The sequence below is a fragment of the Paraburkholderia hiiakae genome, assembly GCF_904848665.1.
In the GTDB taxonomy this organism is placed as follows: Bacteria; Pseudomonadota; Gammaproteobacteria; order Burkholderiales; family Burkholderiaceae; genus Paraburkholderia; species Paraburkholderia hiiakae.
Map to the genome: position 1 here is coordinate 1 of NZ_CAJHCQ010000014.1, position 25,554 is coordinate 25,554.

A 25,554-nucleotide genomic window follows, 5' to 3' on the forward strand; every position below is an offset into this window, starting at 1 on the left:
GATGGGCTCGTTGAAGGACCATAACCGCCACATCGTGGAGCAAGCACGCCTGTGGCTGGTAGCGACCACTGACGACCAACTCGTCGCTGTGCAAAGCCGCTTCGCTGCGGCCAGGAGTACCACGCCGGGCAATGCGAAGCCCTGACCGAAGTCGGCTGGGAAACTCGCAGTCGGCCGGGCGGACGAACATCGCGGTACGCCTCGCCCCAGGCGCAATCAGGCCGAGTACGGCCATGAAGCGACGGTTGCGTACTGCCGATCTATGACTCTTCGTTGGCTGACAGCAGACAGACGCGTCCAGGACAGGCGCTACAAAACCGGGAACTGCGCGCTCGCTTTTCAGATGGCCATCTGTTGCCCGCGATTCTCAGTTTGCGTATCACAACGGGCGTGGCGTCCTGCTGCACAGGCGGAATTAAGGCGGCCCTCTGCCGCCTCTGGTCCGCCCGCTCACCCGCTTCCGGCGCCTGTGCTGGCGCCAGAATGGTCAGTTCAGTTCGAACACCGTGCCCCAGCGGCCGCTGCCGCCGCCCACGGAGGTCGTGCCAAACAGGCTGCCCTGGCTGTTCATGAGGAGCGCCGCGTACGGGCCGGATCCCTCACCGGCGATGAAGGCATGCAACTGGGTCGCGAGCGCGGCGTACGTCCCCACGCCGGTGCTCTTCACCTCAAAGATCGTGCCAAGGCCGTTGCCGCCGCGCACGGTTGTGCCAAACAGATTGCCCTCGCGGTCCATGATCAGCCCCGCGAACGGAGTGCTTCCGCCACTGCCCGTCTGGAAGGCATACAGCGTGGTCAAGTTCGAAGCGTACGTACCCGCGCCCGTGGACTTCAGCTCGAAGACCGTACCACCGGTGTTCACGCTGCCGCCCCAGCTATTCGTTGTGCCAAGCAGGTTGCCCTGGCTGTCGATGATGAGTCCGCCGTTCGGGCTGTATCCGTCGCTGCCCCCCTGGAAGGAGTACAGCGTGGTCACGTTCGTTGCGTAAATGCCCGCTCCCGCGGACTTGAGCTCGAAGACCTTGCCATCGTCGATGCCGGACCCGGTGCTCGTCGTGCCAAAGAGGTTGCCCGCGCTATCCATGAAGAGTCCCCCGTTCGGGGAGGATCCGTCGCTGCCCCCCTGGAAGAAATACAGCACGGTCACGCTCGTTGCGTACGTGCCCGCTCCCGTGGACTTCAGCTCGAAGACCGCGCCGTAGCCGAGGCCCCCGCCCCCCGGGCCACCGATCCAGGTCGTACCAAACAAGTTGCCCGCGTTGTCGATAACGAGGTCCCCGTTCGGCATGCCTCCGTCGCTGCTCCCCCCGTGGAAGGAATACAACGTGGTCAGGTTCGATGCGTACGTGCCCGCTCCCGTGGACTTTAGTTCGAAGACCGTGCCACTACCGTATGCGCCCGCTAAGCTCGCCGAGCCAAACAGGTTGCCCTGGCTGTCCATGACGAGTCCGCCGCTCGGGAGGGATCCGTCGCTGCCCCCCAGGAACGTATACAGCACCGTCTTGGTGTACCCTCCGCTCGCATTAGGCGTCAACTCGAAGAGCGTACCGCTTCCGCCTGCGCCGCCGTCCTCGGTCGTGCCAAACAGGTTGCCCATGCTGTCCATGATGAGCCGCCCGCGCGGGTTGAATCCGTCACCGGTCGTGCCAACCACACTGCCTGTGAAGGCGTACAGCGTGGTCAGTTGCGGCGCCTGACAAGCGACGGCGACGTTGCTGACATTGGCCGATACCGTGCCCGAGCCGTTGCTCACCTGGCAGGACAGCGCACCGGTTCCGGCGGAGATGCTGCTTACCGTCACGGCATAGCTGCTGCCTGCCGACACCGGCGTACCGAAACTGAAGGGCACCGCACCCGTGCCTGAGGCCGGACCGTTGACTACCGTGGCTTGCCCTCCGTTAAGCGCCACCGTGACGCTCTGGCCCGTCGTGAGACCGGATACTGTGCCCCCGATCGCATACGTCGTCACGGGCGAAACAGAAGTGCCTGGCGTAGCTGGTTTGCCGTCGCCACCGCCACAGGCGGTCAGTGCGATGGAAAAGGTGGCCGTGCAAAGCAGTCGCGCCGCAAGGGCGGATCGGGTAATGATGTCAGGCATGGGGAAAGGTCTCAATGGCGTGCGTAATAATGATTCAGGCTGGACTGGGCCAGCTCTTTGTTCGAAGGACTATGAGTTCGCTTGTTGCGAGCGCATCTATCTACTTTTTTACGTACACGCGTCCACAGGACGAACCCCGCTAGTTCAGCTGGTTCGCGCATGACCATGCTTTCACGTTGTTGAAATAACAACTTGCACGTGAGCAGACTCGCGCCGAGCTAACGCGCAATTCGCGAGATCGTCGTCTTGAGCAACGAACGATGGGCTTCCAAAAGTGCATGAGGCGGCTTTTCTCATTCTTCTAGTCAGGCGACGTCATGCACTCATCACGAGAAAGGAGTTCGTGAGCGTGAAATCGGTTTGCCGAGGCTGCCCTCAGTCCGACGTGAACGATGGTCATATCTGGGTGCTTAATCAATCACGATGGAGGTGATTTTTAACTAGTTGCACAGTCCGCCGTCACATGCATGCGGCTCCCCGGACTGGTTGATTAACTGACGGCCTGATGGCGAGGTCATCCGTGCAACGGCGCGAATCTTGCCCGGGTAATCAAACTTCGATTTTGTCCAGGCTACATGGACTTGGCTTTGCCGTGCGTCTCAGAATTCGTGCGTTTCGCGCAACAGCGTCGCCTCGCGAGGTACTGTTGTATCCGTCGAATCTCGAAGGCACGCCGGCATTGGGTCCGATTCCGTCTCGCGCGACCTCGGCACAACACCCACTCTCGAATAAGAAGGGGGCGATCGGGTCATGACCGTCGAATGGCCGCAATGCAGCGACGTTGCGACCTTTGGGGAAGACCGCCGAAAGGCCGGTACGGGTCGATATGACCCATTCGCTCTCCCCTAAACGCGACATCGGCATTGCAACTGGAAACGTCCGCACCGACGCACTCACCAAGACGTTCGTCTAGCGAATCTCAACATTACAGCCCAACACTCGGCATGGAGAAGGCTCACTGTACCGTTCAGCCTTCCAAGGGACAATCCTGGGGAAAACTGTCGCCTGCCCAATGTATCGTCGCTGAAGAGGGTCGGACAGTGCCCAGCTCCGGTCGGGCCACGACAGTGAATTTAGCCACGATTCATCCTACTCGGCTCGACGCCTTGGTCGTTCGAGACGTCTCGCATGTCGTTCAATTGCCGAATCAAATCGCAACGGCACAACGGCTGCGCGTTGTTGAAGAACCGAACGTCGGTATCCGTTGCACCCGATAGTTGTGTCCGGAAAAACGACACGGTGAAAGGCAAGGAACTCGCTTACGCCGCTATCGGCGGAGCGTCGTCCATTTGGGCACTCGCGTCGATCACCTTCTTCGGCATGGGGCAGGTGCGGACAGCGGAACCTAACGTCTCCCGTCGCCTGCCAGGAAATACGCCCCCCAGAAATATGGATGCCGATAAAGCGAGCCATCCTTGCCCGCTGCCATCGCACGCTCGGCCTGTGCGAGCGCATCGGCTTTCGAGAGCGCCGGATCGCGCGCATAGGCCTCGAATAGACTGGTCGTGACAAGTGCGGCCGAGCGCGATTCAACGGCCCATTGCGTGACGAGCAGTGTGCGCGCACCCGCCGAGAAGAACGCGCGCGTCAGCGCCGAAACCGAGTCGCCGGCCCCTCCGGTCGCCAGCCCTGTGTTGCATGCTGAAAGCACGACCCAGTCAGCGTTCAGCCGCAGCGTGACGATATCGTCGGCGGTCAGGACCGAGTCGGGCAGTCCGCGGCCCTCATAGGCAAGTGCGAGGCCTGAATTACGCAAACCCGGCACCTCGCCCGGTAATACGCCGTGTGTGGCGAACAACACGACGCGCTCATTCGAGAGATCCTGCGCAAGCACGTGGCTGCGCGAGGCGGCCAGGCCCGAGATTACGCTGTCTTGCGATGCGCCCAGCGCCTTCGCGATCGCGTTGGCTTCGCCGAGCGTCTCCGGCAGGGGCGCGACGCGCCGATAATCGAACGAGAGCGTGCGCACATCGACGGGAAATGCACGCGCGCCAGCCGTCGCGACCGTGTCACTGTTCGCCACACCTGTTTGGGGCGCCGTCGCGCTACCGTCGAAGCTCGGATCGGCGAATGCGACGAGGGCGTCGCTCGCGTGCGCACCGCGCACGGCACGCGCGCTCACGAGCGCCGACGCACTCGGCACGCGCGCCGGCGTCGTGCTGTTAATCCACCAGTCGGCGCCGGCGAGATTCAACGCGGGGCGACGCAGCAGAACTTCATAGGGAATACTGGATAAAATCCCGCTCGTCGAAAGATAGACCGTCTTTGCCCCTTGCAGGTCCGATTCGATCGGCGCGATCAGTGCGCGATAAAGCTGCGCAGCGGCCACTAGGTCGAAGCCCGCGAGATCGCCGGGCTGCTCAGGCGGTGTGGCTGCATCGAACGCCGCGCGCAGCGCCGCGACCTGCCGCGCGATCGCCTCGCGCGTCACGGGCAAAACGACCGCATGCAGCGGCGCATCAGACCGCACCACAAATGCATAGCTCGCGTCACGCCCAGCGTAGAGATCGATGTAAGCTTCGTTCGTATGTAACACTCCGGCGACGTCTTCGGGTTTCGGGATCGCAGGCGCAATTAGTTGCTGATAGCGCGGAAACTCCGCAACGATCCGGGCATGCAACGCCCGCAGCTTGTCCTCCGTACCCGGCGACGGCGTCGCGCTCGTGGCGAGCTGGTAGCGCAACGTCGCTTCCTCCTCGACGAGCGCGCGCAATCCTGGCGTCTGCGCCGCGAGGCGCGCCGCCCCGTCGTTCATCGCACCCTGCGTCGCGTTCGAATGGAGCAGCTCGGCTACGCGGAACGCCAGCGCGCCGCCCTGCACGCCTTTGCTCATGAGGCGCGCCATCGAGAGCGCGAGCACGCCGTCATCGATGGTGCCACCACGTGTGTTGTCATCGTCCCAGTCGTCGTAGCTGTTGAACCAGGGATCGACGTAGTCGGCGATTTCGGCTGCGCTCACCCCGCCTCGCGGGTCTTCGAGGCGATAGAGCATCGCGAGCGCGGAGCGGAACTTTATCCCGGCACGGTTGGTGGCGGACCACGCGTTGTGTTTCTGTCTTCGGTAGCTCATCGAATTGCCAGAACTCATGTTGAGTTGCGGCTCTGCGGCTATGCTCCGTTGCGCGCCAGTCCAGTCACCATTCACAGCGAACGCGAGCGACCGGTCAATTACCACGCTGGTGGCTGTGCCTTCCAGCGGGTTGGCTGAGGCGGCTACTTGCAGGCCAGCCAGATCCGCGCGGTAATCGCCGATGCGTTCCATCGCAAGTGCGATTAACAGGCGCAGCCGCAACGACTCCGCATATTGCGTGGAGGCCGGCGTCAGCCCGGCCGCCCGAAAGCCCTCGATGGCTGAATTGATCGACGCGAGCGCGGCGTCGTAGTCGTCGAACGCGGTCAGCGCGATCGCCCGTGCGCGCGCGACCTCGGCGCGTTGCAACGGCGTGGAATGGGGTGAAGAGCCGTTGTCAAGATCCCAGCGTAGCTCGTCGACTTGGCTTAGTGCTTCCGCAGCCCGGTTCCAGCGGATCAGCATGCTGACTTCGCGCGGCGCGGCGCTGGTCAGCTCGTTGACGGCAGCCTCGCGGCGCGCGGGACTCAGCGCAGAATTGGCGAGATCCCGCCAGCCGAGGTCGGTCGCCTCGCGGCCCAGATGCAACGCGACGTCGTACTGACCGCGAAAGCGCCACGCGAGCTCCGCTTCAGCGTGTAGCGCCGCGAACGTAGGATCGAGGGGAAGATGTTCGCGCTCCGAGTCCTTGACTTCGTCCGCATATCGCTTTGCGTCATCGATCATGCGTCCACCGCGAGCTAACTCGCCTTCGGCCAGATAAAACTCAGCCAGCTCCGATGCCGCGAGCGAGCGACGTCCCGGTGAGATCGCGCCGTCGCTCTCAATCAGATCGAGCACGTGGTAATAATCGACCATGCGGCCCGCGCGCTCGTCCTCGCGCGCGACGCCGTCGAGTAGCGCGAAGCGTACCTCGCAATCAGGTGTCTGCGCCAGTTGCTGCCGTACGACGTGTTCGCCTGCCGCGTCGCGCGTCTCTTCGTGGTGGCTGCCGTTGCCGAGGTGATGGCCCTTGCGGCTGTGGGCGACGCTGTCAGCGTCGAGCGTCTGGCACGCGACACAGAGCAGCGCGAGCGCCAGCATCGCAAAGCCACGCGCGGCCAGTTGAGCACGCGGTCGATGGCGGGGCCTGATGGTGCTCCCCTCATCGCGCGATGTAATGAATGGCCGGTCGATCGAACAAAGGATCTGACGGTGTAAGGTCATCATAAACCCCACGGCTCGCATGCGGGCTGTCATGGATACCGAGTAAAGCAACGTAACCGGTGCCGGTCTACTGCGAAACCAAGCCAACGTCAACGCATTCGTCAGGAGGTTCGCTGTGTCGCCTGATTGACCGGCCAGGCACGACTGTGCGATGAGCCGTGCGTCCGTGAGCCAGTCCCCTGCGCTTAACCAAGTCGGAAAGCGCTTGCAATTGTCGACGCACTACAAACCACCGCGTCATCGACGTATTAGCGGCCAGCATCACCGACCAAGGCATATGCACCCCAGAAGTACGGATGCCGATAGAGGGGCCCTTCTTTGCCTGCGGCCATGTCACGCTCCGTACGTGCCAGTGCATCGGCCTTCGATAACGACGGATCGGCCGCGTAGGCGCGGAACACCCCGGTTGTCACTTCTGCCGCCGACTGCGACTCGACTGCCCATTGGGTAACGAGTACCGAACGCGCGCCCGCCGCGAAGAACGCGCGCGACAATTCAGAGACCGCGTCCCCCGCGCTCCCGCTGACGAGCCCCGTGTTGCACGCGGACAGTACCACCCAGTCGGCGTTCAGCCGCAGCATCACAATGTCATCTGCAGTTAGAATCGAATCGTCCAGGCCACTCCTCTCGTACGCCATCGCGAGGCCCGACTTGCGCCAACCGGGCACCTCCCCTGCGACGATGCCGTGCGTGGCGAACAACACCACTTGATCGGACGACAAATCCATTTTCATCGCTTCGGTACGCGAGGCGTGCGTCCCCGACACCACACTTTGTTCGGGCGATCCAAGCGCGTCGGCAATCGAGCGCGCCTCGCCAAGTGTTTCAGGCAGTGGCGCAACGCGATGATAGTCAAACGTGGGCGTGCCGTTGTCGACCGGGAAAGCACGCGCGGCGGGACCGACCGCTCGCACGTTGCTGTTTGCAGACCGCTCCCGGCCGTCAAAGCTCGGGTCGGCAAACGCGATAAACGGCTGGGCCGCGTGCGGCGCGGGATGACTGCGCGCGAACACGAGTGCAGAAGCACTCGGAATGCGCACGGGCGTGGCCGCGTTGATCCACCAGCTGGCGTCCGAGAGCATAGACGTCGGCTGCGTGACCCACACATCGAACGGAATGCTTGCAAGAATGCCGCTTGCGCTGATGTAGACCGTCGTTGCGCCGCGGATCTCATCCTGTATCGGTGCGATCAAGGCCTGGTACAAGCTTGCCGCCGCGCCCAGATCAAAGCCGGCAAGGTCCCCGGGATGCTGCGGGGGGATCCCCGCATCGAACCCGGCGCGCAAGGCGCGCACCTGTTTCGACAGGGCTGCTCGAGTCGCCGCCAGACGGACAGCGCGGAATGCGCCCCCAGAGTGCACCACGAACGCATAGCTCTCGCTGCGCCCCGCATAGAGGTCCAGGTAGACCTCGCCCTGGCGCAGCGCCGCGCCGAGCGTGGCGGGTGTCGGGATCGCCGGTGACACGAGTTGCCGGTAGACAGGAAACTGCGCCACGATCTGCCGGCGCAGGCTCGAGAGCTTGCCATCGATGGCCTCGACGGACTTCTTTTGCTGAGTGACGACCGTACTGGCGAGAAATTCCCTCGACTCAAACGGCCACGGTCCTTGCGACTGTTCCAGCTTTCTTGTTGCGCGCGCGAGTTCAACGTGTGCCGTGTTCTGCTCGTATCGCAGTGCCTGCTCCTGCTCTACAAGCGCACGCAGTTCTGGGGTCGATGCCGCAAGGCGCGCCGCGCCGTCAGTCATTGCACCTTGCGTCGCGTTCATGTGGAAAAGCTCGGCAATCCGAAAGGCGAGCACTTGCCCTTGCTCCCCCTCGTTCATTGCACGGCTCATCGACATGGCGAGTGCACCGTCCTCGTCGTAGGCGCCGCGGGTGCTCGAGTCGTTCCATTCGTCTTCGGTGCCGACGAGCGGCGTGACATACGCTGCAATGTCCGCCTCGCTCACCTGCCTCGCGGGATCTTCCAGCCGGTACAGCATCTGCATTCCTGCCTTGTATTTATAGAACGGACTCTCCGGTCCCTGATGGCGCAGATCCACCTTCATCTGCGCTGCAAGCCGACTCTCAGCTTCCGGCCAGCGACCGTGGGCGGCCTGAACCAGTGACTCGAGTTCGTTCATGCTCGGATTTTGCGCTACGACCGGATTGACGCTCGCCGCAGCTTCCCAGGCGTCCGCATCCGCCTGATAGTCGCCGATGCGCCCCAGCGCCAGGGCGACCATCAGGCGGTGGCGTAGCACTGAGCCCAGAAGCTCCGAGTGCGGAACGGTGTCGGCCTGCCGGAGGCCTGCAATGGCTGCGTCGATCGCCGCGAGCGCGCCGTCATAGTCGTCGTTGGAACACAACGCAATGGAGAGCCCTAAATCGACGTTCGCACGCTGCGTGAGGCTGGGCTTGAGGTCGGGCCGGTTGTCGATGTCCCAGCGCACTTCGTTTGCATAGCTCAGTGCCTCCGTGCGGCGATTGTTCTGGACCATCAGCCGTATCACCGACCCGAAGCTGTCCAAAATCTCATTGGCCGCGGCACGGTGGCGCTTTTCGCTGAGTGCCGGGTCGTTCAGGTCGCGCCATGCGAATTCCACGCCCTGCCTGCGCCGTTGAAGCGCAAGGTCGTGCCGGTTCAGGCCACCGCGATCGATCTCCGCCTCGGCGGCAAAGTACGCGTAAGACGGAACGCTGGGTAGCATCTCCAGTTCTTCCGGCGTGGTCTCACGCGCAAGCGTTCTGGCCTGGTCGATCAGGTGCTGGCTTCGCGAATAGTTGTAGGTAAGCGCGTAAGCAATGGCAAGGCTGGAGGCCGCCAGCGAGCGCCGACCTGCATTGATCTGCGTGTCATTGACGATTTCCTCGCGAACGCGCATCGAATCCGCGACCATGCCGACCTGAAAGTATTCCGATGCGAGGGTGTCATACAACGCGAAACGCGCTTCCTTATCCGTCGTGTCGCTTAACTGGCGGCGCACAACCTGCTCGCGTTCGATCACGGCCTGCTGTTCGGGAGAGCCGGCTGTCGACTGCGCGAGCGGCTGGGGAGACTGAATGTTCGCAGACGTCTTGACCTGCCCGAACGACAGAGATGGGAAACACGCCAAAATCAGAGCGATCAGCATTGCCAGCGAGGTCGGATAACGGCAGCACGTCTTCATGTGGCCCGTCTCCTTCAGTCCGTCGCACTTTCCTCAAAACGCCATTCATCGCCTTTCTGCGATTCTAAAAATTGAAGCAGGGCCGCGGACGGTATCCAAGGTGACTACCGTGGCAGATGTGTGGCAACGCACAGATGCGCAGCGCGAAGGGAGCGTCGTATCCGAAGCGAAGGGCATTTTTGCTCCGGCTGGCGCCTATCTATGACGGATCGGGCGCCATACCCTGAAAGCCGCCATCGCGCTCGCTCTGTGTTAGGCGGTGGCAATGGGTCGGCTCTGGTCGACCGCATCGGGCAGCAGTCGGCCAACTTTCATCCATCGAGCTTGCGAAGCAGCAGGACATCCATAAGCCCGTTTCTCATCAACAAGCCTTCATTCAACCACTGACCGTCGACGTCTATCGTTCGGCCATTGCTGACATTCGACAGTTACCCGTCATGCGTCTGCTGAACATCACCCGAGGTGCACGTCCCAGCTTGCGGCTGGGTCGAACGCGTCCTGTCGTCCCGTTTCTGCCTGTCGAGCCATCAGATTTGAAAATGCCGGTCGCAGCCGGAGGTTTCCACTGTGCCAGCATGACCGAAGATCAGCGGGCCGCGTCACCGGCGAGAACGTATGCGCCCCAGAAATACGGGTGACGGTAGAGTTCCCCATCCTTCCCGCTAGCCATGTCACGCTCGGTGTGCGCTAGTGCTTCGGCCTTTGATAGCGATGGATCGTTGGCATAAATCCGGAATACACCGGTCGTCACCTCCGTCGCCGATCGAGATTCGACAGCCCACTGGGTGAGGAGTATCGAGCGTGCCCCCGCCGCAAAAAAAGCGCGGGATAGTTCCGAAATTGCATCTCCCGCGTTACCGGTGACGAGTCCCGTGTTGCAGGCGGACAGTACCACCCAGTCGGCATTCAACCGCAAGGTCACGATGTCGTCCGCGGTGAGAACCGAATCTGGCAGCCCCCTTCCCTCATAGGCCAGTGCGAGTCCCGCCTTGCGCCAGCCTGGCACTTCGCCCGCCACGATGCCGTGCGTAGCGAACAGGACAACCCTATCGTTCGACAGATCCCGCTTCGTCACTTCGCTGCGCGACGCGTTCTTTCCCCACAGCACGCTGTGATCGGGGGCATCGAGCGTCTTCGCGATCGATGTCGCCTCGTCGAGCGTCTCGGGTAGCGGTGCGACGCGATGGTAGTCGAACGACGCAGCACCCCCATCAACCGGAAACGCGCGCGCGGGCGTTCTGTCCACAGGGTGGGCGGCGATCGTGGCTGGATCGCGGCCGTCGAAGCTCGGATCGGCGAACGCGATCAACGGCTCGGCAGCGTGCGTTGCCGGATGACTACGTGCAAGCACAAGCGCCGAGGCATTCGGAATACGCACCGGCATGGTCGTGGCGATCCACCAGTGCGCACTCGCAAGGTCCGTGGCGGGCGCCGTCATGAGCACATCGAACGGCAGGCTCGAGAGAATGCCGCTTGTGGCGATGTACACGGTTGTCGCCCCTTCGAGATCGGCCTGGATCGACGAGATCAACAAGCGATAGAGATCCGCTGCCGCTGTCATGTCGAACCCTGCCAGATCACCCGCCTTACGCGGCGGAACGCCCGCATCGAATGCATTGCGCAGCGTCAGGATCTGCTTTTTCAGGTCTGCGCGTGTTACGTTGAGCCGTGTCGCATGCAGCGAGCCTTTGGCGTTGACGACGAACGCGTAGGTCGCGTCGCGCCCGACGTAGAAGTCGACATACACCTCATCGGAATGCAGCGCCGCCCCTACCTGTTCCGGGGTGGGAACGGCGGGCGACACAAGCCCCCGGTACTCGGGAAACTGCTTGTTGATGCGGTCGTGCAGTGTGGCCAGATCCTCGGCCGAGGCATTCATGGCTTTCTCGGCATCTTCGACACTAGCGATCGCCCCTCCTTTATTTCCGGTATTTTCCGCGTCGACTTTGGCAAGGCGTGTGCTCAGCCCCGAGAGTCCCATGCGTTCGGTATCCTGGGCACGACGCGCCATCTGCTCCTGCTCAACCAGGCTGCGCAGTTCCGGTGTGACTGCCGCCAATCGCGCTGCACCATCGCTCATCGCGCCCTGGGTCGCATTCATGTGAAACAACTCGGCGATACGGAAGGCGAGTGCCTGACCTTCTGCGCCGTCGTCCATGAGGCGGCTCAGACACATGGCAAGCGCGCCGTCCTCGACAAAAGCCCCTGCGCTACCGGAAGCGTCCCAATCGTCGTTCTGACCAAGCATGGGCGTCACGTATCTGGAGATCTCGCTCTCGCTGACCTTTCTTTCGGAATCCTCAAGGCGATAGAGCATCAACATGGCAGACTGATACTTGACGAACGGACTCTGCGCCCCCTGGTCCTTAAGGTTGTACGCCAGCACGCGTGAGATGCTCGACTCGGCTTCTGGCCAGTTCCCCTGCGTCGCGAGTATCACAGACAGCCGCTCGTCCTTGCTCGGTGTTTTAGCCACGACAGGATTGATCGAAGCCGCGTATTGGAAACCCTCTGCATCGGCCTTGTAGTCGGCAAGGCGATTCGTCGCAAGCGCGATCATCAACCGAATGCGCAGCGCCTCCGCATAGGTGAACGCATAGGGGAGCACGCCGGCGTCCTGATACCCCTTGATGGCTTTATCGATCCAGAAGAGTGCGCCATCGTAGTCGTCGTTGGACATGAGCGCGATTGAGACTGCCACCTCGACGAGGGCGCGCTGGATGGCGTTAGGCTTGAGTCGCGGATCGTGGTCGATGTCCCAAAGCATCCCGTTCGCGTAGTTCAGCGCCTCGGTGCGTCGATTGTTCTGCGTTTGCAAACCCACGAGATGCTCGACTTCGTCGAGCAGCTGATTGGCGGCTTCTTCGTGACGATGTTCACTGAGCGACGGGTTGTCGAGATTTTTTCTTGCCAGATCGGCCGCCTCGCGCACCTTGCGCAACGCCGTGTCATGTTGATTCAAGGCGCGGCGCGCAAGCTCCGCCTCGGCAGAGAGATACTCGTAGGCAGGTTCTTCCGGAAGGGTTTCAAGCTCGGCGGGAGGCGTCTGGTCGGCCAGTTTCTTCGCCTGATTCACCAGTCTCTGGCTTCGCACGAAGTCGTTTTCCACTGCATACGCAAGGGCGAGTCCCGACGCCGTCAGCGAGCGTTGGCCGGTCGGGATCCGCCCGTCATCAACGATGCTTTCCATCACCCGCCTCGCGTCGGCAGGGTCATCCGCGTCGAAGTAATCCTGGACGAGCACAATCAGCAGCGCAAGCCGCGTATTTCCGTCCGAATTCTCGTCGAGTAGCTTGCGAATGGCCTTCTCTTCATCGACGACGGAGGGTTGTCCCGACGTCTTGTCGATTTTTGCCGCCGGCGCATTCACATCTTGAGGCTCACCTGCCAGCGAAGGCCGGAGCAACCCGCAAAACGATCCGACGATCACTGCCGCGAGGACAAACAGCATAGGCCTCAGACACCACCACACGACCTGTGATGCATTCTCGGATCGGATGACCATCTTTGCCTCCGGTTCACACGTCGTTGCGGGCCTCGCCAGGCTACGGCGCGCGCATAGCGCGTTTTCACAGTGCTGTCGGTCCGTACCGTGCGAGCGTAATCGCCATGCAGCGATGTTCCCGCGCGCTTCGTACTTCTGCGGCACGCCTCCACCGGCTATATCAACTACTATTGTTGGGTGCTCCCGGACAGCGGGATGGCCCTGAAGTGGGGACATACGTCCTCACGGGCGATGCCGCTAGGTGATTCCTACGATGGGGTCAGCCGATTCGGCATATGGAAGCCAGGTGCGCGCAGCCAGGCTGCTATCAGACCGCGCCGCCTCAACTATGTCTCCGGAACAAAAAACGCACTCGCCGGCATTTCAGACATTACTGCCGCCGTGCACGTTTTCAGGAGTCGGGAATTGGCGATCTTGTCGGGACTGGATATATCGATGTGGCGTTGTCGTTCAAGCGCCCGCAAAAAATCGGACTTCAACTCGTCGTCATAGGTTCCGCGCTGTTCGATTTTGCGGCGTATCGTTTCGAGGTCATACTCAAGGGCCTGATAGGCCGCGATCGTCATTTCGTAAGCTTTCAATGTTCTTCTGAACTGAATCGCCGGCCGGATGGCTGCGACGAAGGCGGAAAACGTCCCGAGGCCTTGCCAGATGTGCTTGCCCATATCCGTCTTGAAGAACCACAGGCCGGCGACTGCCGATGTCGGCGCCGCGATGACGAGCGCCAGGTCCATAGCCATATCCAAATGTTCGAGACGACGCAGTCGTTGACTGTAATATCGGACATTGAGCCGAGCAGTGCGGAGCATGTCATATACCGCCCAGACAGGATGGTTCTCGCGTTCCATGATTCCCCCGTACACGTGCGGAGAAAAACAATGAAAGCCAACAAACACAGCAGAGGCGTTCTCGTATTGCTGCCGGCGCTGTTGTGCTGGTCGACTCTCGCTAAGGCTGAAATGCCCGAATTGAACACTTCTGCCTCAGGCAACGTGAAAGCGCCGACAGATGCGAGCGTGAAGGTCCCTCCGCACGCTGCAAATGCACAGACCGCGGACGGAGCAAGCAGCGCCGCTTCGCACCCGGACAACAGAAGTGCGCCGTCCGGTACACGTAGCCTCGTTCCCGAAAGCCCCCATCCGAGCGTCGATCCTACGCAACCGTGGCCGCGTCACGGAGCCGTTGACGAATCCAAGTAGCGACTCGACAGGTGGCGGGGGCGACACGGCAATCCAGATTGTCTTGCGGACGATGCGGTTTTAACCCAGGAAAGGATACCTGCTGCTGCAACGCGGCGTGCCGTTACACTACCAGCTTCCCGCGTGCTGCCACCTTTACGAACTGCCGACATGTCGCGCGTCTTTGAAGGAGACGCTGGCGGTTGTTGGCATAATGAAAGCGCTCCTGCGTCACCGACCAGAGCATAGGACCCAGAAGCACGGGTGGCGCTGGTGCGGTCCACCCTTGCTGCCGAATCGTCGGCCTTTCCCAACGTTCGATCACCACCCGTGGTACGTCCGCTCGATACCTGTTCGAAAATTTTACGCCGTCGATCGACAATACGCAGCGGACAAGAAGCGAGCAAATCAATCGCGCAATGTGCGCTACCGCACTGTGCGGCAATGGACAAGCGTGATTAATTTTCTACGATTGAAGTGCTGAGACTGCTGACGCTGGCCGAATATATTAAGTGGAAGACCAATTAAAAGGATCTAAATTCGGCGTATCGTTTGAGTACGAAAAGCATGGAGATAATCGCGACCAATGCGCCGAGAAAATTGCCGGTCGCGTAATTGCAAAACGCGAACAAACCATTGTTGCCGGCCAGTTCCTGGAAATAGTGGCATACATGCGACCTGCCCATACTTCCTTAGAGGGTGTCAGGCACCTTTGTTGACGGCTGCAAAGTGAACCAGCATAAGCACGGAGAATACGACGCAGTGCAGGCCAGCCAAGGTTTCCGGCAATCGCTCGTATTCTACGGTGCCCCGAGGTATCAGCCGCCCTAGAAGAACGATGAAAATGGAGGCCGGTGTCATGCAGATCCGCTTACGTTGGCTAGTTCCGCGGCCTGTATCGCATCTCGCGCTGGCATTCGCCGCCCTCGCGGGCGTAGCGTGCTCCTCGACTCAAACATCTCGACCGCTTGAGACCGTTTCAGGTGGCGCGGCTCAAGTCGCCGTCGGCTCGCCGCAACTCCAGCTACAGCAGCAACTGCAAGCCATCGTCGAACGCGAGCATCAGGTCCAGCGTCAACTGGCCGACACAGCGGACGGCGAGCAGAGATTCGCATTGATCGATTCGCTCTCGTCCGCCTACTTTAATGTCGGCATGGTGATCGACTCCATGCGTGTACGTGAGCAGATCGTCGACGATCCGCGCATTCCCGCCGGCCGGCGCTCGCTCACGGCTTCCGATCTCGCAGCGGACTACGCGTTGGAGGACGACCATAGGCGCAGCGAACACCTCATTGACCGTGCGAAGTTGCTTGCTCAGGAAACGACGTCGACGGAACTCGAAACGCTGCCGCTAGAGCCCGCCTATGCGTACTATGCCGCCGAAGCGCAACTTGCGCTGCGCGACATGAATCGTCAAGAGGAGGCCCTGCTCAAGCGGCGCGAGATCGCAGACCTGGCGTGGCACAACCTCAATGACCCAACGCTCAGTGAAAACCGTCATCGCGCGGCGGCGAACGAACTATTGTCCATCACTGCGGAACTTGTCCAGTCTTTCGTCCAGAACAACCAGCGCGACGAGGCACTCAGCTATGCGAATGAAATCCGCTGGGACCTCGACAACTTGCCCCCCTTGAAGCCCACCACAGCCCAGCGGGCCACTGCCGCTGTGGCGCTGGCCTTGGCCCTTGCCTCGAACGACGACTACGAAGCCGCCCTCAAGGCGGTCGACGAGGCGGTCGACGGCTATCGTCGTGCCGGCGTCGAGCCGTGGTCGACCGAATATGCATTCGCACTGCGCATACGCCTGATAGTCGCTCTTGCGTTGGGCCGGATCGGCGACTACCGTGCCGATGCGGATGGCTACGAAATTGCGGCGGCAGTCAATCCTGTCGAAGCACATGCCGAACTGGCGAGTGAGAGGGAATCGCTCATCGCGGCCGCACGCGGGCAGTGGTCTTTCGCGGAAACAGACATCGCAGCCGCCAAGGCAGACGCGTTGCGCTGGCAGGGTCCGGAAAGCCCGATCTACAAGTACCGGTCGGCAATGCAGATGCTGTATCTGCTCGACGACCCATCTTCGAACGTGACCAACGCTGACATTGCCGCTTACGCCGGCCCCATCCTCGGAAATGATGAGGAAGGTAACGCCTCGCCAACGCGTGGAGCCTATGCGGAAGATGGCGCGTTAGGGGTGTCGATAGACCTGCTGATGCAGGGCAAAGCGCACAACGAGACGTTGGGGTTTCGCATCGCTGAACTTTTCCACATGAATGCGACGGGAGGGGCCATGAGCGATGGCGCTGCCCGGCTCGCGGCGACGACACCGCAACTGCGCGCGTTGGTCGAGCAGGAACGGCAACTCACTTATCAGGAGAACGACGCGCACCGAGCATTGGGACAACAGACGCCGCGCGGAACCGAAGACCAACTGCACGCGTTGCGCAAGCAGATCGCAGCGCAGTTCCCTGTCTACCGTCAACTCACGGCACCGGTGATCCCCACGCCCGACGCGCTCGGCGGCGTACTGCGTGAAGGGGAAATCTATCTCAACCTTTACGCGGGGCGCGACGCGAGCTATGTGTTCGTCGTCCACCCGGGCGGCGAACTCCATGCGGTGATGCTCACGGCGACGCGCGCTGACCTACGCAAAATGGTCGTAGCGTTGCGGGCAGGTTTTGATGCGGGACGCCCTCCAGATAAGCCTGGCGATCCCGCCGGTTTCGATCTCGCGGCTGCCTCGGGACTCTACCAGTCGCTGATCGCACCGATCGAGGACGATCTGCGGGGAGTGACGACCGTCTACATTGCAACCAGCGGCATCCTCGCAAGCGTACCGTTCGACGCGCTACTGACGAGCCCCGCCGACAATCTCGCTCAGGCTGCCTGGTGGATCGACAAGGTCACGCCCGTGCGCATCCCGAGCGCTTCGGCGCTCATGCTTGCGCGCAGCCTTACGGCCACGCACGCGAGCGAGCCGTTCATCGCATTCGCCGACCCGAGCTTCGATGGAGACGACACCCCTGCGTCCACGCTGCAAGCAGTTCCCAGCGCTGTGGTCGCGGCGCGCGCGTTTCCGCTCGATAAAACCACCCGCAGCCTCGATTATCACCGCGTCGCTCCGTTACCCGAGACCCTGGACGAGGCGCGCGCTATTGCGAGTGCGCTTGGTGCACCCGATCAGAGTGTGATCTGGGGTGCGCATGCTGCGCGCAGTACGGTGATGAAAACGGACCTCTCTAACGATCGCGTCGTGCTGTTCGCGACGCACGGCATTGTGCCGGGTGAGGTGCCGGGATGGCGCAAGGCGGGCCTTGCGCTCGCCTACGAAGGCAATGGTCTTGAGGACTCTGTTCTTACCGTCGATGACATCGTCACGCTGCGACTCAACGCGGATTGGGTGGTGCTTTCTGCATGTAAAACAGGGCTCGCGACGGGCAATGCGGGCGACGCGATTTCCGAGCTTTCGCGCGCGTTCTTCGCGAGCGGCGCACGCTCGATGCTGGTGACGCAATGGGCGGTCGAGTCGCGATCTGCGGCGGCAATCACAACGGGCGCCTTTAAGACTTACGCTGCCGATGCATCCCTGTCAAAAGCCGACGCCCTGGTCCATGCTGAACGCGACATGCTCCACGGAAAGTACGGTCTGTTATATCGCCATCCGTACTTCTGGGCAGCCTACATATTGACGGGGGATGCGGCACGCTAAACCGTTGCCAGTCGTCGAAGATCGCAGAGGCTGAGGCGATCTCGGCGGAGACAAGGGCCGGAAATGTCGTGGGCTATAGGTAGTCCGCCATGCTTTCCGTGATAGAGGTCACAGCTAACAGGTAGCTTCCAGTGGCGGCGGGACACGCACCCCGTCCGACGAACGCTTCAACATCGGCATTCAAAAACAAAGGGAGATGATCGTCGCCTGCCGTGAACGCTAGCCGAATGCATGGAGATAGCCATTATGCAGATGCATGGTCGTTGTTTGCCCTCTTTGGTCATGCTGATCGTGGTGTGCCTCCTCGTTATGTCATGCGGGACAACCCCGACGTCTCAATACTTCAAATCTTCCGCGTCATTCAGGCCGGCCGACGTCTCTGTTCCGAAACACGAGCAGGCGGTGCGTCGTCAACTGAGCAACACGCCAGACGGCGAAGCACGCTACGCGTTGCTCGATTCGCTCGCGGCGGACTATTTCAAGGCCGGCATGGTCGCCGATTCGATGCGCATACGCGAGCTAATCATCGATGACCGGCGCATTCCGCCTGGCCGGCGCTCACTCGAGGCTTCTTTGCTCGCAAGCGCGTACGCAAAAGACAACTACAACCGAACCCAGAGCCTGATCGAACGCGCCCGGACGCTCGCGCGAGAGACGACGCCGGCCGAACTTGAGACGCTACCATACGTGCCGTCGTGCGCGTATCTCTCAGCCGAATCGGATCTCGAAGGCCGTCAGGGCCGGCATGAACAGGCGCTGTTGAAGCGCCGCGAGCAGGCGGACCTTGCGTGGCACGACCTCTACAATCCGACGCTCAGTGAGCGGCGCCACCGGGCAGCGGCAAACGTGCTCCTCCAGGAGTCCCCCTGGCTGATCTCCTTAATGCAGATCCATCATCGCATCGAGGCGCTGAGCTACGCCAACGAGATGCGCTGGGACGCCGATAATCGGCCGGATATGAAACCGAGTCCAAGGCAGAGTGCGGAGGTCGATATGGGGCGGGCGTTCGCGCTGTCGTCGAACGACGACTACGACGGTGCGCTCACGGCGATTGACGCCGCGATCGATGGCTTTCAGAAAGCGAACGTCGAGCCGTACGTGCCGACGTACGCGGCGGCGCTGCGCCTTCGTCTGACGATCGCGCTCGCGCTGGGGCGCATCGGCGACTACCAGGCGGACGCGGCGGCGCTCGAATCCGCGGCGAGTATCAATCCGTTCGTCGCGCAATCCGGCGTGGACGAACGCGAATCGCTGATCTTCGCCGCACGCGGGCAATGGCGGGCCGCCGAAACACGCATCGCGGCGTCTATGGGGCCGCATCCTGAGCCGTGGAACTGGCCGTATCTGCCAAACCGGCTGCCGCCTCCAAGCCCGGAAGGCTCCTACTACAAATACACGGCCGCGCTGCAGATGATGTACCTTCTGGAAGATCCCACCGGTCAGGTCGGCTACGCAGAGATCGCCAGCTATGTCACGCCGCTGCTCGGCACGCAGGACCAATGGAACGACTCCAGCGCGTACAACGAGGACGGCGCGCTTGAGTTGTCGATGAGCCGCGCGACGAGCGAGGGTGATCAGGGGCAAGTCCTGGCATTCCAGATCGCAGAGCTTTTCCACATGAACGCCACGCAAGGCGCGATGGCCGACGGCGCTGCGCGCCTCGCAGCCTCGACGCCGGCGCTGCGCGCGCTCGTCGAGCAGGAACAGGCCCTGCGATACACACGGGATACATCTCACGCCGAACCCTTGACGAACTCCGTGGCCGACAAGAAGCTGGCCATTCTGCACAAGCAGATCGCTTCGGAATTTCCACTGTACCGGCAACTCATGTCTCCGGACGTGCCGACGCCCGTCGCCTTGGGCAAGGCATTGCAGGAAGGGGAAGTTTACCTGGACTTCTATGCGGGGCGTGACGCGATCTATGCGTTTGTGGTGCATCCAGGCGGCGCGTTTCACGCAATTGGTCTGGCGACGACGCGTGCCGCGATCACGAAGCAGGTGGTGGCGTTGCGTTCGAGCCTTGATGCGGGAATACCGCCGCGGCGACCTGGCGACCTCGCCGGCTTCGATCTGGCCGCCGCAGCAGGCCTTTACCAGGCATTGATCGCTCCGGTGCAGGAGGACATCAAAGCAGCGAGGACGGTGTACATTGGTACAAGCGGCATCCTCGCGAGCCTCCCCTTCAACGTGCTGTTGATCCGTCCGGCGTCGAGCCTCGCAGACGCGCAATGGTGGATCAGCACGGCAACGCCGGTGCGCATACCGAATGCGTCTGCCTTCGTGATCGCCCGTAGTCATCCTGCAACGCACGCTAGCGAGCCGCTCATCGCGTTCGCAGATCCGAGCTTCGACGGCCGCGAACCGTCCACGACCGCCGACGCTCAAATGGACAGAGCTACCGCGCGCGCGTTTCCGGTAGATGATCGTGCTGCCTCGTTCGACTACCATCGCGTCGCACCGCTCCCCGAGACGCTAGATGAGGCAACTTCAATTGCGAAGTCGCTCAATGCCACCGATCAAAGCGTGCTGTGGGGAACGAGCGCCTCGCGCAGCGAAGTGATGAAAAGGGACCTTTCGAACGACCGCGTGGTGCTGTTCGCGACACACGGCATCGTGGCGGGTGAAGTGCCAGGCTGGCGCAAGGCAGGACTCGCGTTGGCCTACGAGGGCAGCGGGCTGCCAGATTCGATTCTCACCGCGGACGACATAGTGACCTTGCGGCTGAATGCCGACTGGGTGGTGCTGTCCGCCTGCAACACGGGACTCGTCACGGGTAATGCGGGAGACGCGATGTCGGAACTGTCCCGCGCATTTTTCGCGGCGGGCGCACGGTCGGTACTCCTCACCCAGTGGGCGGTCGAATCTCGATCGGCGACGGAGGTGACAACCGGTGTGTTCCGGATTTATGCCAACGATCCAGCGCTATCAAAGGCCGAGGCACTAGCGCGCACCGAGCGCGATATGGCTAATGGCAAAGTCGGCGAACTCTATCGTCATCCGTATTTCTGGGGCGCATACGTTCTCGCCGGTGACGCGGCCCGCTGATCTTCGGTCATGCTTCCCCAGTGGAAACTACCGGCTGCGGTCGGCATTTTCAAATATGATAGCTCGACTGGAAGCAACGGGTCGACAGGACGCGTTCAACTCAGCCGCAAGCACGGGACGTGCACCTCGCGTGATGTCCAGGAGACGCAACTGTCGAATGACAGCACGACCGATCGATCGACGTCGACAGTCAGTAGCTAGATGACGGCTTGTTGATGTAAAGCAGACTTTTGGATGTCCGGCTGCGTCGCAAGTTCGATGGCTGAAAGTGGCCGATCGCGCGCGCTCACCGACTTCGCCGTTGGCTGTCGTTCAAAACATTCCCTGGCGCGAGCGGCAGCTTTGTGGCGCTAGGGCTCAGCGGGTGAAACCGGCCACAACCTGCCTTTCAGCGAGCGGGGCAACCTGCCGTTGGAACGGCTGCATTACTCCGGAACCTGACGGACGAGCTACGTGCACAATTCGGCCATAGATGCTATGTGGGACTACCGGAGAAAGGTCCGTTTAGCTAAAACGGAATTTCCAACTCTGTGCGAAGGAGACGGAAATGCCCACGAACCAAGCAGCCCCACAAGACGAGAATACGGCGATCGAGGTCGAGCTGTACATAAGCTTCGAGCTCGGCGACAAATCCTGGAAGATGACCGCCAGCGACGGGCGGCACGGCCCGAGCCGCTATAGTGTGCACGCGGGTGACACCACTGCCGTACTCGACTGTGCACGGCGGGCCAGGGAGCGTTGCCGCCTCGACCCGCAGGCCAGGGTTCACTCCTGCTATGAGGCCGGGCGTGACGGCTGGTGGCTGCACCGCTGGTTGACCGGGCAAGGCATCGACAACGTCGTGGTTGATGCTGCCAGCATCGAAGTAAACCGACGCGCAAGGCGGCCCAAGAACGACCGCCTCGATGGCGACAAGCTGCTCTCCATGCTCAGGCGCCATCACGCCGGTGAGCGCGTCTGGGCGGTGTTGCGCGAGCCCACACCCGCGCAGGAAGATGCTCGCCGCACGCACCGCGAACTCGCCCGGCTGACCCAGGAGCGCGTCGCCCACATGAATCGCATCCGCTCACTGCTCGTGCTGCACAATGTGCGTCCACCGGTCGTCATCGGCGGGCGCGACTGGTCACGCTGGTGGGCCAACCACCGGGAGCAGGTGCCACCCATCCTATGCGGCGAGATCGAGCGCGAGAGCGCGCGCCTGGCGCTGGTCAGGCAACAGATAAAGATGCTTGAATCCGCGCGACGCGACGAGCTGGCCGAAGGCAAGCACCCGCTGGTGGTCCAACTGGCGCGGCTGCGTGCGATCGGCTCCAAAAGCGCTTGGGTGCTGGTCAAGGAAGTGTTCGGCTGGCGACGATTCGCCAACCGGCGCGAGGTCGCTGGGTGTCTCGGGCTGACACCTACGCCCTACGACAGCGGAGATAGCCAGATCGAACAGGGCATCAGCAAGGCAGGCAATCACCGGGCGCGTACGATGCTCGTGGAACTCGCATGGCGCTGGCTGCGCCTCCAGCCAGGCAGTCTCCTGACTGAGTGGTTCAACCGGCGCTTTGCGGGCAACGGCAAGCGAATGCGACGGGTGGGCATCGTCGCGCTGGCACGGCGTCTTGCCATTGCGCTATGGCGCTACCTGGAACACGGCGAGATCCCGGCCGGGGCCTCGCTCAAACCTGTTGTCCCTTGAAGTGCCGGGTCAACATCGTTCGCCTGGTCTGGCAAGGAACACATCATGATGAGAGGTCGACGCGCCCGTACCGTCGGCGGGTCACCGCACGGTGACCGAAGCCAAAGATGGGGCGCGCCGGTAACTGGGGTTTGCCAGTGCGCCTTGCGCGCATGCTGCATGAGGTGCAGGCCATCTATGCACTGCACGGATAGAAGTTCGTTCCGGCACTGGCTGGAACGCTCGCCACACCCCGACCTCGGATCAAGATCGAACCACCGTGCGACACGACCGCTTCACATCACTCGCAAAACAAAGGTGCCGGGATGAAATCTGATCCATTTACCTGACGATCAAACACGGCTTGACAAACAAGTCCCCATAGAAGCCGACGGTCGGTGATGGGCGACGTGAGGCGGTTGCACATTCCTTTCCGGACATTCGCAAACCGGCGTCTACGAATGGCAACACTCATCACTGTCGAATGAGTCATGACGACCCGTTGCTGACCGTCGCCAGTTCAGGGCCATAGACAGCAAGGTGGCGGAAAGCAGCCAGTGCGCCCCGATGCGAGTTGGCGCACGTCCGCCAGCAATTGCTTCACCACAGACGACCCTGAACCCATTCCAGAGCACGTCAAGCGCGCCGGCACAACTCTTCAAGATGCCCTGACATACTTCCACAAACCGTCTCGAGCCTTCCGAGCCACGCCTCTGTTCGAAAGATCTCCAAGAGCCTTCACTACGGAATCACGCGGCAACGCGAGCAACATCGCTATACGGCCTTCATCGATCCCCGCCCGGCGATTGACATAGGCCTCAAAGAGCAACACGAGAGCGCGCTCGGCAACCGTCGCCTCCGAGTGACTTTCGGAGCTTTCATTGCTCAACCGGTCACGTGCCCACTTGAACAAGTCCGCCGCACTGGTGATCACCTTGGACGCCGCAGCCACTCCACCAAAGATTTCCGCCAAAGATTTAACGAAGTCCATGAACATGGACACCGTAAATGGATCGCCGAAGAAGTGCTCTTCGGAATGAGCCTGTTCGGCATCTTCCTTGATGACTAGCCGCAGGATCGTCGATTCGTTTGCGGCGGCAAACGAACGCACTTCCTGCTCATCCATAATTGAAAGCTTCATACTCTGTCCTCCGAAATCAGCCGCACGCCGACATCGCGCAAGCGTCTGCCCAGCTTCAAGATGATGGGCACGCCGTTTAGCTTGAATGTCCCAAAGAACCAACAATCTTCCTTCTGTCGTTCACTTACCGCCTTATCCCAGCCTATTTGTTCGGCTCGTGTAAGAAAGGGATCCATCACCTCCGCCTTCAGCTTGCTAAGCGCGCTGGGCGAGTACCGGACAGGCTGGCCCGTGAAAGTCCTCAAACGACCATCGTTGATATGTGGGCCGTCCTCGTCGAACGCATACCGCACGTATTCGACTCCATCGTCTAGCAGGCTTCTCATGTCGGCGGCCCATAACGATTGGTAGTGGATGTGCAACAAGCCGACAGCATGACTTTGCCAGTCAGGGACAAAGTCCAATGCAATGTGGTCTAGATGGTGAGCAAGCACATCCATCCGGACGTGATCTTGCGGGTGAGAAACACTCTCGATTTCACGTACTTCACTGATCGCCCTTACATAACGCTCTCGAGAACCTATGGCGAAGAGCACGAGCTGCCAGCATTCTATGGCGCTCGCCAACTGGTCCAGCGAGCCGCGTCCCGGTCGACCATCCGAGGATGTCAATACATGCGCATACGCAGCGAAGGCATCTGCGCTGAACTCATCGCGCCAATGCTCAAATACCGGATTAATAACCAGCATCCCCGTCGTTGTGCCGGGGATATCAAGCCTGTTATACAAAGTCCCGTCAGCGTGATACTTCAAGCTTTGCACGCTATCAGGATCAGCCAGTCCCTCCGGGAGCCCAAAAGAGAGTTTTAGATGCGGTCTGATGGTGCCTGTTGCTTCCCCGTACGAATGGCCGAGTTCGTGGAAAACCAAGAAGCTACTCGTCGCGACGAAAATGTCGTTCAAGACACGCTGTTTCTCACGACTTGTAGCCGCGAGCAGTTCACCCATAAATTCAATCGGTTCGGGGCGTGGGACAACGATTGAAAGTAGCATGAACGCCGACAGACACTGAGCAATCTGGTCATCTTCCCTGTCCAATCCCACGAGGTATATGAACGCGACGAGGCGTAAAAGAAGATCTGCGTCGATGAGCACGGCTATCTGCGACCCTTGCCGGACGGTGAAGAATTTTCCATCGGCGTCGCCGACAAATACATACGCTTCAACAGTCCACCTGGCATCGAGACACTTCGGTACTTCGCCACGAGCAAATCTTTGGTTGAGGTCGTGCACTCTGGAATTGAGAAGCAATGAGAGGCGCGCGCAGATTCCAGAGGTAACGTCACCAGCCTCCTCACCTTGCTGAAGATCTGCGATATATTCCGCGTATGCCGCCTTAACGTCGCCGAAGTCCTCCAAGTAGGAACGTACCTTGACTGTCATACAGGGATCCCTGTCGTGCTTGGTTGACGGGTCGAGACTGCGACACTATTCAGCACAAAGCTGCATCGGACGTCTTACGTCGAATGTTGCCTCATGGTATGCCATACAGGATTAGAGATGTGCCTTAATCGTCGTAATCTTGACCTGCGAACTATGTGGGGCGTCGCCGAGGTCAGGGCATGTGTCACGACGATTGGCTCTGTGTGCGTCTGTTCGCGGGGAAGTTAAGTGAGCATTGAACTTCTCTGTGGGGCAAAGACTTTCGAGACCGGTTCGCCGGACAGATATTTTCCGTAGGTCGTCAATTCCCGCCTCGAAGTCAGAGTCTCCTTCTTGATTCACAGCAGTCCATCGGCACATTTCGCCATACGACCGCTCCTGGCCGAGGCCGTGTGAAAACACAAGCCG

At 61.1% G+C, this 25,554-nt stretch carries 10 protein-coding genes and 1 pseudogene; 3 read left to right on the forward strand and 8 right to left on the reverse strand.

The genetic code is table 11. The features are described 5' to 3' along the window. Nucleotides 1-487 precede the first annotated feature (487 nt). The 6 genes and pseudogenes from JMY28_RS24395 to JMY28_RS39005 form a co-directional block, all read right to left on the reverse strand. Complete coding sequence (locus tag JMY28_RS24395) at nucleotides 488-2,098, reverse strand: choice-of-anchor tandem repeat GloVer-containing protein (protein WP_201698466.1); 1,611 nt, start codon at nucleotides 2,096-2,098, stop codon at nucleotides 488-490. 1,345 nt (nucleotides 2,099-3,443) lie between these two features. Next, nucleotides 3,444-6,461 (reverse strand): CHAT domain-containing protein, encoded by a 3,018-nt coding sequence (locus JMY28_RS24400; protein WP_201698467.1) that lies wholly within the window; start codon nucleotides 6,459-6,461, stop codon nucleotides 3,444-3,446. A gap of 161 nt (nucleotides 6,462-6,622) precedes the next feature. Next, the gene (locus tag JMY28_RS24405; RefSeq protein ID WP_201698468.1) at nucleotides 6,623-9,526 is read right to left on the reverse strand and encodes a CHAT domain-containing protein; all 2,904 of its coding nucleotides are present in this window, start codon (nucleotides 9,524-9,526) and stop codon (nucleotides 6,623-6,625) included. Nucleotides 9,527-10,112: 586 nt separating this feature from the next. Continuing rightward, on the reverse strand, nucleotides 10,113-12,977 hold the full coding sequence (locus JMY28_RS24410; protein WP_201698469.1) for a CHAT domain-containing protein: 2,865 nt from the start codon (nucleotides 12,975-12,977) through the stop codon (nucleotides 10,113-10,115). 380 nt (nucleotides 12,978-13,357) lie between these two features. Further along, nucleotides 13,358-13,879, reverse strand: coding sequence for a hypothetical protein (locus JMY28_RS24415; RefSeq protein ID WP_201698470.1), 522 nt, complete (start codon nucleotides 13,877-13,879; stop codon nucleotides 13,358-13,360). A gap of 1,032 nt (nucleotides 13,880-14,911) precedes the next feature. Further along, a pseudogene (locus JMY28_RS39005) lies at nucleotides 14,912-15,010 on the reverse strand (IS5/IS1182 family transposase); the annotation flags it as partial. A gap of 37 nt (nucleotides 15,011-15,047) precedes the next feature. On the opposite strand from JMY28_RS39005, the gene JMY28_RS24420 reads away from it, so the two are divergent. The 3 genes from JMY28_RS24420 (at nucleotide 15,048) to JMY28_RS24430 (ending at nucleotide 22,644) form a co-directional block, all read left to right on the forward strand. Continuing rightward, nucleotides 15,048-17,915 carry a CHAT domain-containing protein gene (locus tag JMY28_RS24420; RefSeq protein ID WP_201698471.1) on the forward strand — a complete coding sequence of 956 codons (2,868 nt, stop codon included), beginning with the start codon at nucleotides 15,048-15,050 and terminating at the stop codon, nucleotides 17,913-17,915. A 231-nt stretch (nucleotides 17,916-18,146) separates the two neighbouring features. Further along, the gene (locus JMY28_RS24425) at nucleotides 18,147-20,960 is read left to right on the forward strand and encodes a CHAT domain-containing protein (RefSeq protein WP_201698472.1); all 2,814 of its coding nucleotides are present in this window, start codon (nucleotides 18,147-18,149) and stop codon (nucleotides 20,958-20,960) included. Nucleotides 20,961-21,507: 547 nt separating this feature from the next. After that, entirely contained in the window at nucleotides 21,508-22,644 is a 1,137-nt protein-coding gene (locus JMY28_RS24430) for an IS110 family RNA-guided transposase (RefSeq protein WP_201698473.1), read from the forward strand. A 637-nt stretch (nucleotides 22,645-23,281) separates the two neighbouring features. On the opposite strand, the gene JMY28_RS24435 is transcribed toward JMY28_RS24430, so the two are convergent. Continuing rightward, nucleotides 23,282-23,764, reverse strand: a complete 483-nt coding sequence (locus tag JMY28_RS24435; protein WP_201698474.1) for a hypothetical protein — start codon at nucleotides 23,762-23,764, stop codon at nucleotides 23,282-23,284. Beyond that, on the reverse strand, nucleotides 23,761-25,146 hold the full coding sequence (locus JMY28_RS24440) for a hypothetical protein (RefSeq protein WP_201698475.1): 1,386 nt from the start codon (nucleotides 25,144-25,146) through the stop codon (nucleotides 23,761-23,763). The genes JMY28_RS24435 and JMY28_RS24440 overlap by 4 nt, the downstream gene beginning before the upstream one ends. Nucleotides 25,147-25,554 lie beyond the last annotated feature (408 nt).